Source organism: Paenibacillus sp. FSL H7-0735 (genome assembly GCF_038008505.1).
Lineage (GTDB): Bacteria > Bacillota > Bacilli > Paenibacillales > Paenibacillaceae > Paenibacillus_AQ > Paenibacillus_AQ odorifer.
In genome coordinates, this window is record NZ_JBBOZH010000002.1 from 620738 (window position 1) to 633690 (window position 12953).

General features: G+C 41.6%; 12 protein-coding genes. 8 read left to right on the top strand and 4 right to left on the bottom strand.

Going from position 1 to position 12953, the window contains the following annotated elements; genetic code table 11:
* Positions 1–64 precede the first annotated feature (64 nt).
* The 3 genes from licT to NSS82_RS30255 all read right to left on the bottom strand — a co-directional run bounded on the left by licT (position 65) and on the right by NSS82_RS30255 (position 4575).
* Entirely contained in the window at positions 65–904 is an 840-nt protein-coding gene (gene licT / locus NSS82_RS30245; protein WP_076272299.1) for a BglG family transcription antiterminator LicT, read from the bottom strand.
* A gap of 130 nt (positions 905–1034) precedes the next feature.
* A complete protein-coding gene (locus tag NSS82_RS30250) occupies positions 1035–2879 on the bottom strand; it encodes a beta-glucoside-specific PTS transporter subunit IIABC (RefSeq protein ID WP_076134122.1) in 1845 nt (614 codons plus the stop codon).
* 283 nt (positions 2880–3162) lie between these two features.
* Positions 3163–4575 carry a glycoside hydrolase family 1 protein gene (locus NSS82_RS30255; protein ID WP_076134121.1) on the bottom strand — a complete coding sequence of 471 codons (1413 nt, stop codon included), beginning with the start codon at positions 4573–4575 and terminating at the stop codon, positions 3163–3165.
* A gap of 112 nt (positions 4576–4687) precedes the next feature.
* Here NSS82_RS30255 and NSS82_RS30260 point away from each other — a divergent pair, with 112 nt between their 5' ends.
* Together NSS82_RS30260 and NSS82_RS30265 are read left to right on the top strand one after the other, a co-directional pair.
* Entirely contained in the window at positions 4688–5656 is a 969-nt protein-coding gene (locus tag NSS82_RS30260; RefSeq protein ID WP_076134120.1) for a LacI family DNA-binding transcriptional regulator, read from the top strand.
* Between the two features lie 89 nt (positions 5657–5745).
* Positions 5746–6339, top strand: a complete 594-nt coding sequence (locus NSS82_RS30265) for a YdeI/OmpD-associated family protein (protein ID WP_076134119.1) — start codon at positions 5746–5748, stop codon at positions 6337–6339.
* A 20-nt stretch (positions 6340–6359) separates the two neighbouring features.
* On the opposite strand, the gene NSS82_RS30270 is transcribed toward NSS82_RS30265, so the two are convergent.
* Positions 6360–7271 carry a LysR family transcriptional regulator gene (locus NSS82_RS30270; RefSeq protein WP_076134118.1) on the bottom strand — a complete coding sequence of 304 codons (912 nt, stop codon included), beginning with the start codon at positions 7269–7271 and terminating at the stop codon, positions 6360–6362.
* A 135-nt stretch (positions 7272–7406) separates the two neighbouring features.
* Here NSS82_RS30270 and NSS82_RS30275 point away from each other — a divergent pair, with 135 nt between their 5' ends.
* From NSS82_RS30275 to NSS82_RS30300, 6 genes are all read left to right on the top strand, one after another.
* Entirely contained in the window at positions 7407–9020 is a 1614-nt protein-coding gene (locus NSS82_RS30275) for a carboxylesterase family protein (protein ID WP_076134117.1), read from the top strand.
* A gap of 44 nt (positions 9021–9064) precedes the next feature.
* The gene (locus tag NSS82_RS30280) at positions 9065–9862 is read left to right on the top strand and encodes a sulfite exporter TauE/SafE family protein (RefSeq protein WP_076134116.1); all 798 of its coding nucleotides are present in this window, start codon (positions 9065–9067) and stop codon (positions 9860–9862) included.
* Positions 9863–10058: 196 nt separating this feature from the next.
* Positions 10059–10556, top strand: coding sequence for a DedA family protein (locus NSS82_RS30285; RefSeq protein WP_076134115.1), 498 nt, complete (start codon positions 10059–10061; stop codon positions 10554–10556).
* A 30-nt stretch (positions 10557–10586) separates the two neighbouring features.
* Complete coding sequence (locus NSS82_RS30290) at positions 10587–11150, top strand: class I SAM-dependent methyltransferase (RefSeq protein WP_076134114.1); 564 nt, start codon at positions 10587–10589, stop codon at positions 11148–11150.
* 31 nt (positions 11151–11181) lie between these two features.
* Positions 11182–11862, top strand: coding sequence for a response regulator transcription factor (locus NSS82_RS30295; protein ID WP_076134113.1), 681 nt, complete (start codon positions 11182–11184; stop codon positions 11860–11862).
* Between the two features lie 55 nt (positions 11863–11917).
* A complete protein-coding gene (locus tag NSS82_RS30300) occupies positions 11918–12952 on the top strand; it encodes a sensor histidine kinase (RefSeq protein ID WP_143761240.1) in 1035 nt (344 codons plus the stop codon).
* The last annotated feature ends 1 nt before the right edge of the window (position 12953 follow it).

The following is a 12953-nucleotide window of genomic DNA, read 5'->3' on the forward strand; positions in this document are numbered from 1 at the left end:
ATATTAGTAATCTTATACGTGATTCTCCCGAAAGTCAAAGTTAAAATTTAATGTTTAACCGTACCTACTCCATGATCTGGTTTGTAATTCTTTCAATGTGTATGGTCAGATACAGCATTTCATCATTTGTTAACTCCCGATTGTATGTTTTATCAATATAGATTTTAATTTTCTCAACGCTTGCGAAAGCTTCCCTATACTGCTGCTTTACCAAAATAAATAAACCATTCTCATTATCAGGAGGTGGAGTACCGTTGATGAGACGTTGTGCAAAAAATTTCAAATGAGTGATAAAACGGTAATAAGCAAGGGACTCCTCGTCGTACTCTAGCCTAAAATGGCGCTTCACGATATTTAGGATGTCGTTCATGATCTTGGTGATATTCACCATGTTAGGCATCTCTTCATTTAGTTCAGCATTCACCAGATGGAGAGCAATATGTCCAGCCTCATCTTCGGGAAGTCTGACTCCGAGCTTGGAATGTATTATTTGAAGCGCAGCTTTCCCAACCTCATATTCTTCTTTATAGAATTTTTTGATTTCCCAAAGCATGGCGTTTTTAATCTTCATCCCTTTTGAGAATCTCTCCAGCGCAAAACTGATATGATCTGTCAGACTAACATAAATACTGTCATCCAACATTTTACCAAGCTGCAGTTTGGCGAAGTTGATAATCTCTTCTGAGAGCTCCATGTGCTCGATTGGAATCTCGGAAAGCAGCGTTTTTAGCTTATCTGAAAGTTTTTGATTGCTTAAAGTGAATATCTTTTCAATTTTATCTTCTTCTAAAAAGTCTCCACGTTTTTTCTTAAAGGCCAGTCCTCTTCCCATGACTACTAGTTCAAAATTTTGGTCATCTATGACAGTAACAACATTGTTGTTTAACACTTTTTCGATCCGCATATTACAGCTCCTTACCTTTTCATTTTTACGAAGCTAGCACTTTTTTATAGTATTCTATAATAAAAAATCGATCTCTAAGTAGCAGTGCTAAGAGATCGATTCCATTCATACCTTATGACACTTCAATAGATCACACTACAACAGTCAGCAGATCTTCACCCGGTGTAATAGCTGTTTTATTGGTACCAATCACATCACTATAATTAGCCGTATTGGTAATAATTATCGGCGTTGTGCATTGATAACCTTCATTTTTTATTTGTTCAAAATCAAACTCAATCAATAGCTCACCCTGTTTAACTGTTGCTCCTTCTTGCACTTTCACATCAAAGTATTTACCTTTTAGCTTCACGGTTTCTATACCGATATGAATCAAGACCTCAACACCCTCATCTGATACTACCGCAATACAATGACCTGTTCTGAAAATAGTGGATACAACTCCACTTACCGGTGAATAAAGCTTACCTTCTGTGGGTTCAATTGCAATCCCCTTGCCCATTGCTTCAGAAGCAAAGGCAGCATCATCTACTGAGGTTAACGGGATTACGTTACCAGCCAGAGGGCTTACAACGGTTGAACTTTTAACGGCGTGAGGGAGGATAACTTCGCTTTTTTCAGTATTCGTTTTTTCTTCTACAATATTCACTTTCTTTTTATCTTCATAACCAAATACCATGGTAATTACCATAGCCAATACAATGGTCACTCCTGCTATAATCGCTTGAACGGCCAGCGGAGAGAATGCAGGAAGACTTAATACGCTGACAAATGCGAAGACTTCCATCTTCACTTTGAAAAGACCACTAAGTGCTCCACCTACTCCGCCGGCAATGGTTACATAAATGAAAGTCCGTTTGTAACGAGTCAGCAATCCGTAAATAATAGGTTCTGTTACACCTGAAAGCGCGCCTGGTATAAATGTACTGCCGGCCAATGTTTTCAACTGTTTGTCCTTTGTTTTCAGGAAGATCCCCAACGCTACACCCAGCTGAGCGAAGATGGCCATGCCGGCCATTGCATATATCGGATCTCCACCCTTAGCAATGTTCTCAAGAATAATTGGCACAAGTCCCCAGTGCAATCCGAGCACAGTCAAATACGTCCAAGCTATTCCCACAATTGCTCCCGTAACAATACCGCTTTTCGTACTGAGGAACAAAATAGCGTCTCCAATTAAATTCCCTACATTCACGCCAAACGGTCCGAACGCTAAAATAGTTAACGGTACAATCACAATCAAACATATCATAGGGACTAAGAACATCTGCAAATCCTTGTGTATAAACTTTCTTAGCTGCTTATCCAATAAAGCGTATATACAGATGGCGATAAAAATCGGAAATACGCTTGATGAATAGTCCGAAATTACTAAAGGAATACCTAAAAAATGTGGAGATTCAACACTTGCTAATCCCGTAATATTAGGCTCAAGTAAGGCCGCACCGATACTACCACCCACATAAGCATTCACACCCAACCTAATCGATAACGTAATTCCTAAGAAAATGGGTAGAAAATAAAACACGGCATTACTAGCGCCGGCTAATACTTTGTAAGTTTCACTATCCGCACTTAGAACATGTAACGAAGCAAGTACGGTTAATAGCGCTTTCAACATACCCGCACCTGCTAAAGCACCAATCAGAGGCGAAAAGCTTCTGGAAATAACATCAAAAATCAAAGTCCCTATAGGTTTCTTTACCTTGTTCTCGCCAGAGTCACTGTTAGGGGATATGGATTTGGCAATTTCTTTATACACATCAGCAACATGGGTACCCACTATAACTTGAAATTGCCCCCCTTTGCTAACTACCCCAATAATCCCTTTCATTTTCTCCAAATTTTCTTTATCAGCTTTTTGCTCATCGTTAAGTGTGAATCTTAGTCGCGTGGCACAATGAATCACATTGTTAATATTTTTCTCCCCACCGACAGATTGGATAATGTCTTTACTTAGCTGTTCATAACTCATTTTTATACACCCCTTTGTAACAGATCAATTAATTACGGATATCAGGGAACACAAAAAAACCTAAATCACATCTATGTACGAGAGAGATTATCCCCGTAATCATAAATGAAACTTAGGTTTTGCCTGCTATGCAGTAGCAATCCTGATATCCGATTAATTTATTATTTACAAATTAACATGTTCAATTAATGATGTCAACAATAAACCAAGGTCTGTATAATATTGGATAACAAAAAAAGGCCCTGATAGATCAAGAATAACTTGATTATCAGGACTTTTTTTATTAGAACAGGCTTTGTCCGTTAGACTCAATTACTTCTTTGTACCAGTGGAAGGACTTCTTACGGTATCTGTCCAGTGTACCTGAACCATCATCATGACGATCTACATAAATGAAACCATAACGTTTCTTCAGCTCGGCGCTTGTTGCGCTAACCAAGTCGATGCAACCCCAGCTTGTGTATCCCATAACTTCCACGCCATCGGCAATAGCTTCCGCTACTTGAACCAAATGATCTCGCAAATAATTGATCCGGTAATCGTCGTTTACTATCTTCTCACCGTTCCCGTCTACAACCAGCTGATCGACGGCGCCAAGGCCATTTTCCACAATAAACAGCGGTTTTTGGTATCGGTCATAGAACATATTCATCACATAACGCAAGCCCTGCGGATCGATCTGCCAACCCCATTCGCTCGCTTCCAGATACGGATTCGGCACCCCGCCCAGCAGGTTTCCTTCTCCTCTGATCTGTTTCTCCGGATCAGCCGTTTCACATGTGCTCATATAGTAACTGAACGATATGAAATCCACGGTATGCTTCAGAATTTCTTCGTCCCCTGGCTCGAAATGAATGTGAATTCCATGTTCCTTAAAGAACCGTTTCATATATCCTGGATAATAACCTCTGCTATGAACATCCGCAAAAAACATATTTTTGTGATCGCTTTGCATCACCTTGATCAAATCGTCCGGATGCGGAGTGAGCGGATAAATTGGCATGCTCAGTACCATACAGCCTATTTTAAAATCAGGATTGATCTCATGACCGATTTTTACCGCCAAAGCACTTGCAATGAACTCATGGTGAATGGCCTGATACAGATCCTGCTTACTCAATTTCTCCAATGGAGTATTGATTCCGCCACTCATAAATGGGAACTCTAGGATAGAATTGATCTCGTTGAAGGTCAGCCAGTATTTAACCTTGTTCTTGTAACGATTAAAGATCGTTCTCACATAACGCTCATAAAAATCCACCATTTTACGGTTGACCCATCCATCATACTCTCGTGCCAAATGTAGCGGAGTCTCATAATGGGAGATCGTAACTAGCGGCTCAATGCCGTATTTATGACACTCATCGAACAGGTCGTCGTAGAACTGCAAGCCTTGTTCATTCGGCTCCAGCTCGTCCCCTTTCGGAAAAATCCGGGACCAGGCAATAGACGTCCGGAATACTTTAAAGCCCATTTCCGCAAACAGCTTAATATCTTCTTTATATCGGTGATAGAAATCGATACCAATCAACTTCATGTTATCGTCGGTAGGAACTTCTGTAGGCGCAGACTTAATGCCATGCGGCATGACATCTTGAGTAGACCAGCCTTTGCCATCATCCTGATATGCCCCTTCAAGCTGGTTAGCGGCTACAGCCCCACCCCATAGGAATCCTTCTGGAAATTGTAAGTTCATATTTCTTCCCGCCTTTGCTATTGTGATAGTATAGGTTTACTGCTCTAATCCGAATCCTAAACCTTGGAACGCGTTACATGTCAAGGATTAATCTTGCAAAGGAGATAAGCCGATGTCCACACTTGACGAAATTGCTAAGCTGTCGGGCTTTTCCAAAGCTACGGTATCCCGAGTCCTGAACGATTCTCCCCATGTCAGCAAGGAAACTAGGGAGAAAATTCTCGCCATTATGAAAGAGACGGACTATGTTCCCAATCGGAATGCCATATCTTTATCCAAAGGCCAAACCCAGCAAATCGGCATGATTACCTTAGACCTCAACGAGCTTATTTTGTGCTTCATGAACAGCTTCGTCGAAATTTCCGGCCGTTACGGGTATCAGACGATTATTTATACCACCGGCGGTGATAAGCAAAAGGAACTTCAGGCCTTTGAGGATCTCAAACAAAAAAGAGTCGACGCTCTGCTTATTCTGACCGCTGTTAACGATAAAAATGTCATAACTTCCTACTGCAAATACGGCCCGATTGTGTCTTGGCAACGTATGGACCATCCTGAAATCCCGTCAGTTGCCATGAACCAATATGACGGATATGCACTCGCTCTAGAGCATTTAATAGAGCGGGGTTATACGCGTATCGCTAATGCTTTTGGCCGCCCAAGCAGCATAAATACCCAGAGTAGACGACTAGCTTATGAGCAAATCATGGCCAAATATAATCTTCCCATCGTTGAGAAATGGTATTACTCCACGATTTATGGAATCCGTGACGGAGAGCAATTGGTGCGAACCCTAATTGGACAACCCGATCAGCCGGATGCTATTCTGTGCTCCAATGATTTGGTTGCGGTGGGCGTTCTGAGCGAAGCGCGTAGACAGCAGCTGGATGTGCCCCATGATCTAGCCATCATTGGTTTTGATAATTCGGAGCTGTCGCAGACGCTCGGAATTACCACTGTTCGGAATCCGATTGCGGGACAGGCGGAGAACGCCTTTCTTCTGCTGGCTCCAACCCTGCTAGGACTGGATATGGAGCTGCAGCCCCTATCGTTCCAACTGATCAAACGGGAGACAACATAGGTTGCCCATTCTCAGAAGATTACGACTGTACATTCCATAAAAAAACAGTAAAATTGTATTGAAAATTATGATGAAGACGGGTGTTTTTTATGACAAATAAAGTATTGAATCCTAGGGTTGATAAATTCTTAAGTAAAGCGAAACAATGGCGGGAAGAATATGAGCAGTTGAGAACGATCGTGCTTGATTGCGAGCTGACCGAAGATTATAAGTGGATGCATCCATGTTACACATTTGATGATAAAAACATAGTATTAATTCATGGATTTAAAGAATATTGTGCGCTTCTCTTTCACAAAGGTGCCTTGTTACAAGATCCCAATGGGATTCTAATTCAACAAACAGAAAATGTGCAGGCAGCGCGCCAAATTCGGTTTACGAATGTGCAACAAATCGTTGAAATGGAAGCTGTTCTGAAAGCCTACATTCAAAATGCCATAGAAGTTGAAAAAGCGGGTTTGGAAGTCGAATTAAAAAAGAAAGAGGATTACCTCATTCCTGAAGAGCTTAAGAACAAATTCACTGAACTTCCTGGCTTAAAAACTGCTTTTGAAGCCTTAACGCCTGGACGGCAAAACGCATATATTTATCATTTTTCTCAAGCCAAACAATCCAAAACCCGCGTATCACGAATTGAAAAATTCATCCCGCAAATCCTTGAGGGTAAGGGTTTAAATGATTAGCGTTGCTGACAATGAGTCAATTAAGCCTTAGGGTTTATTGGCTCTTTTTTTAATTTGTCTTCTTTTAACTGCTTGTAATAATCCTCAACAAAGGCCTTGAACTTTTTAGCGACATTAGTCATGTACCGGTTGGTATACCATGAGATTTCAATGGTGCGGGTACTTATGGGTTCTTCAATGGGAAGAAGTACCACTGAGGATCCTTGAGAACCACCCCAAGTTACAGCGGGGATAAAAGAAACCCCTAGTCCCGAACGGACTAGACTGCGTACCATCGAAGGCTCATCGCATTCATAAATGATACGCGGAGCAAATCCGGCGGCGTGACAGAGAGAATCCGTCGTTTCACGCAGCTGCTTGCCTATTTTCAAACTAATAAAGCCGTCTTCCGCGAGTTCATTCAGACGTACACTTTTACGGGTTGCGAGCCTGTGCTCATTAGGAACCGCCAGCATGATTTCTTCCGTTAATACCGGTGTGGACGCTGTTCCTGGAATCTTAAGCGGAGTAGAAGAAATACACAAATCAAAAGCCGGATAACGTGAGATCTCCTGATCCTGCTGCAATAGCTTGAATTGAGCTTCCGGGTACTTCTGACGAAATAATGTGATCATATCCGGAAGCAAATAGGAACCCGCTTGGATAAAAATCACCACAGTTCCTGTCGGTCTCTCAGACAAGTCCAATAGCTCTGTTTTCCCCTCCTCTAACGTTTGTAGGGCTGAATCAACTTTTACAAGAAACCGCTTCCCATATTCATTTAATCGAATGTATTTTCCTGTGCGATCAAACAATTTGACGTTTAATTCGTCCTCAAGATTTTTGATCATTTTACTTATAGCAGGCTGTGAGATTTGGAGTATTTCGGCTGCCCGGGTCATATTCTCAAGCTTTGCAACCGTTTGAAAGTACCGAAGCGAAAGTAAATCCAACGAAACCACCCTCTTCTATAACCTTAGAGTTATGTATTTTATATATAATAATATATTTTTCATCATCATAGCAGAACACTATAATAAAGAGAATTAAAAATACATAAGAATCTGCAGGAGAAAGGGGAACTATAAATGAGCACACGAGAACCAATGGAAGAAATTATTACAGTCTCCAGCGGTCAGCTTAAGGGCATACGTCTGCCAGAACTTGGGGCGATCGCATGGTTAGGGATTCCTTATGCGGAACCCCCCATACATAAGCTCAGATGGAAGGCACCACGTGAGATAGAAGCTTGGACAGGTGTATTTCCTGCAAGCGATTTCAAGAATAACAGTGTCCAATTCATTCAAGGGGAACCTGACGGCAGTGAAGATTGCCTCTTTTTGAATATTTGGCGACCGGATCATACCGAGGCAGGCTTACCCGTATTCGTCTTCCTCCACGGCGGCGGAAATATTGGGGGTTCAGGACGGGATTTTCAAGGTGGAGAATTGGCGTGTAAGACAAATAGTATAGTGGTTACAGTGAACTACCGTTTAGGAGCAATGGGATTTTTCCGGCATCCCTCACTCCGAACCGGGGACCCCTTGGATGACTCAGGAAATTACGGTCTCCTCGATGTTCTTCATGCGCTAAAGTGGCTGCACAAAAACATTGTTTGCTTTGGGGGGAATCCAGGGAATATAACACTAGGGGGCCAGTCTGCAGGTGCAAGAAATGCATTAGCTGCTTACCTTTCACCGCTGGGCAGAGGGCTCTTTCATAAGCTCTTTATTATGAGCGGAGGTTTAACAACGGCTGTTACGGAGCAAAGCGAAGAAAAAGCAGATGACATTTTAACAGAGTTATTAATAAAAACAGGAACGGTCAGCACTCAAGATGAAACAAGAGAATGGATTTCCACACAATCTGCGGATAAGATTTCCGACTTCCTATATCGTCAGAATGCCTTTCACTTTGTCGAAATCATTCGTGAGACGGGGCTTCAGATGGCTGCTTTTCCCCATTTGATCGAAGATGGCACGGTCATTCCTATTGGTGGCTTCGACAATCTAAATAACCTCGATCACCCTTCCCTGCCGATCATCCTTGGCAGCACTGCCAGCGAATTCTCCGAGTTCACTTTAGGGGATACTCATTTCTTCTCCCTAGTGCAAAAGGAAGAGTTAGCCGGAAATATGGAAGAAAAGAAGCTCTATGAAGCAGCAGTCCAATACGGGAGCGATCTGTATGCAGAATTTAATGTAGAGCAGACTACAGAGATATTATTAAGCGCGATCCCAGCGATGCCCATTTATGCTTACCGGTTCGCCTGGGGGTTAAGAGACGGAGTGATCGATCCTTACATCCGTTTTCTTATAGGTGCCCCGCATGGTGCAGACATCCCCTTCTATACAGGTGACTTTTCCGGTGTCCAGGAAAGATTTCCTGCAGATGTAATTTCCGAGCATAACGAGCCTGGGCGTAACATGCTCTCTTCCCTAATGAGGGACTATTTACGGCATTTCCTATATACCGGTAATCCTAATACTGAGGGACAACCTGCTTGGCAACGATACACCCCTAATCCCCGGTCTGCGGAAATTCTCTGGTTAGATGCTAACCAGGATCAAACTATTGTTCAATCCGTCTGCAAACTTGTAAAAAAAGATATCCTGTCCCAAATGGACAATGATCCCCGTTTAGCAGCAGAACAGCGCAATTGGCTAAAAAACAATTTATTTGCGGGACGTTTTTTCTGGTAAGATAAATGATTGTAGAATTCTCGTAGAGGAAGGAACATGCTGTTGTGCTAACTTACTTACTGCTCTTAGTCATCGGGCTAGCAGCTGGCATTTCCGGTTCATTGGTCGGACTTGGCGGCGGGTTCATCGTTGTGCCTGCGTTGGCTTTCCTTTTTCCTGATATGGAGCCTTCACATCTGGCTGGCACATCAATGGCGATGCTGCTTTTCAACTCCATCTCAAGCACTTATGTGTACGCAAAGCAGAAGAGAATCGATTATCAAGCAGCGCTCACCTTTGCCGCCGTTTCGATTCCGGGTTCAGTAATAGGTGCACTCTTTACCAAGCAAATGGGCGGGAGAATGTTTTTCGTAAGCTTCGGGATTTTCTTAATCCTTGTCGCTTTATTGCTCTTGTTCAAGCCGAACAAACCCATCCATTGGCCTTTCAAACCAACCGTGAAGCGAAGCTTTTCCGATAATAGCGGTGCTCATTTCGAATATGCTTATCATATGCCTACCGGCATACTCATCAGTTTTCTTGTTGGCTTTGTAGCAAGCCTATTTGGGATTGGCGGCGGGAGTCTTATGGTTCCGACAATGACCTTACTTCTCGGCTTTGCCCCCCATATCGCTGTTGCAACTTCTATGCTTCAAATTTTCCTGTCAGCTATCGTAAGCACCACAACACATGCCTTTTTATTGAATGTTGAATGGTTTATGGTGTTAGCCCTAGCACCTGGCGCAATTATCGGCGGTCAAATTGGCGCACGCCTGGCAAAACGCCTCCCTGCCCAACTGCTTCTAAAGCTATTAGCCGTTTTTCTCATCATCGTTTCGCTTCGTTTGATGATGAAAGGGTAAGCCATTATGTAAAAAGTCCTGATGGATCAAGAGTTTCTTGATCCTCAGGACTTTTTTATTGTGACTGTGGGACTGATACTTGTCTAATTCTATCGAATTTTAAGTCCCTTCAGGATTTCTTTAGAATTCCCCCACCTAATTCCTCAGTTTTTTTAGTTAAGATTTCTGTATTGAAGTAAGCGAAGGAGGCGGCATATTGGCCAGTAATACCATCTTAGAGCTAATCAATCAGTATGGATATCTGATTTTTTATCTTGCTTTCACGTTAGGCCCTTTTGGAATTCCAATCCCTAATGAAATTACAATTCTCACTGGAGCTACCCTAAGCCACATGGGGATTATCAATTCCTGGATGACTTATTTCTGCATTTTATCAGGGCTATTAACGGCCTTTACGGTTGCCTACTTTGCAGGTAAATACTTTGGACAAAAGCTGAAGTGCAAATTTGAAGCTAATAGACATTTTAAAAAAGCAGAGCAGATTCTAAAAAAACGTGGGCGTACAGCTATGTATATCGGCATGTTTATTCCAGTTGTACGTTACATCATTCCCATGTTGATCGGGCTCAGCGGTACAAGCTATAAACGATTCGCCCTTATTTCATATCCCAGTGCTTTAAGTTGGACCTTACTGTTCTTTTTTGTAGGAACATACTTTGGAGATCACATCCTATCAAAATTAATAAACATCTAAATTAATTCTAAAATTATGGAGGAATTCCAAATGAGCTTCAATGAAAAACTCTTATTTCTAAGAAGTTTTATTCATGATCCAAAACAGGTAGGCAGTGTTACCCCGAGTTCCCGGTTTCTGGCACACAGCATGGTTAACCAAGCCCCTTGGCATAAAGTTAAAGCAGTCGCTGAACTTGGATCAGGTACGGGTGCAATCACCCGTGTAATCAATACTAAGGTAACTAGTACAACGAAAGTGTTACTATTTGAGATGGATAAAACCATGAGGAATAACCTAAAGACAAGCTATCCGGACTTTTCCTGTTATCATAATGCTGCTAGTTTAGTAGAAACAATTAAGAGTTCACATATTCATCAGTTAGATTGTATTTTTAGTGGGCTGCCCTTTTTCAATTTTGAGCCCGAATTAAGAAGTACATTGGTTGAACAGATCTACCAATCCCTTAAACCTGAGGGATTATTTATCGCCTTTCAGTATTCACTTCAAATGAAGAAGCAGCTCTCCGAATATTTTAATATTGATACAATAAAATATGTGCCATTTAATTTCCCTCCCGCTTTCGTCTACGTCTGTCGTAAAAGGGAAACATAATAAAATAAATATAGAAGAGGGGCAGCGTCCATTGAATACAATTCTTGTTGCAGATGATGATTCTGAAATTCGAGATGTGATTCATGTTTACTTAAGGAATGAAGGTTACCAAGTGCTTGAAGCCGCAGATGGTCAAGAGGCGTTGAGTACAATACAAACAACACCCATTCAACTGGTTATCCTGGATGTGATGATGCCTCAAATGGATGGTATCACAGCCTGTCTCAAAATTAGGGCAATATCAAATATCCCAATTATTATGCTCTCAGCCAAGCAAGAGGACATTGATAAAATCACAGGTCTAACTACCGGGGCAGATGATTACATGATCAAACCGTTTAATCCACTGGAACTACTGGCCCGTGTAAAAGCTCAGTTACGGCGCCAGTCCTTAATTGGAAAGGAAGAATTCAACTCTCTGCTTATAATTAAAAACCTAATCATAGATAAAAATAAACATTCCGTAAAGTTAAATGGAATTGAAGTTTCATTAACTCCGCTAGAGTTTGCGATTTTAACCCTGCTTGCAAGCCGGCCTGGGCAAGTTTATAGTTCGGAGCAAATTTACGAGAGTGTATGGAAAGAGCCTTACGGATATTCTGACAATACCGTAATGGTTCATATTCGTAACTTAAGAGAAAAATTAGAGGAAAATCCAAGAGAACCTCTGTATATTAAGACAGTCTGGGGAGTTGGTTACAAAGTTGATTAAAACCATACGAAATCTACAAATAAATAAACGCATTCAGTCCAATATTTTAATCAGGATGGTGTTGAGTTTCATAATTACCATTGCGATAAATACCTCACTTAGCATCTTGTTCTTTCATTTTGGAAATGCAACAAAATTGGATTGGGTGTTCAATTTTCTTGCCTACCTTCTTACTCCGATGTTTTTCATTATTTTCGTTATTACATTTTTTACATTGACCCGGCGAATCGTCAAAGATTTAATTGCGCTGGAACAAGGACTTCAAATTATATCCGAAGGTGATTTGAGTTATCGGGTAAATGTTGTTCGCCAAGATGAACTAGGACTGGTGGCTTTGAACATCAACCGGATGGCAGAGCGCTTAGAGCAACAGATCATCAAGGAACGCGAAATAGAAAAATCCAAGATGGAGATGATCACGGGGATTTCACACGACTTACGCACCCCTCTTACAAGTATTATCGGGTATATTGAGCTTTTACGTACAGAATCGTACCAAGATAAAAAAGAATATACACGTTTTATTCAAAACACCTATAACAAGGCGCTTCATTTGAAGAAACTCCTCGATGATTTGTTTGAATATACCCGACTTAATTCGGCTGACTCCCGTTTAAATCTGGAGAGAATCGATTTGTCGCAGCTTTTGAATCAATTGCTATTCGAATTCGAACCGATCGCTCAAGAAAACAATGTCCACCTTATAAAAGATATAGATAAGAGTCCAATCATCACCTTAATCGACAGTGAGAAAATAGCCAGAGCCATAGATAATCTACTTATGAACGCCTTAAAATATTCCATCAGCCCGGGAAGCATTAGCATACGAATGACAACCGATTCTGAACACTGTACCATTGAGATTGAAAATAAAGGGACTCCCCTCTCACAGGATCAAGAAAACCGTCTATTTGAACGATTTTATAAGGTTGACCACTCAAGAAAAAGTCAGGGAATTCAAACCGGGGCAGGACTTGGTCTTTCGATAGCTAGGAATATTGCTGAGTTGCACAAGGGTACTTTAACGCTTAAACACACTCATGACGTCTTCACATTCCAACTGAGATTGCCTTTCGGAGAGGATTACTAAT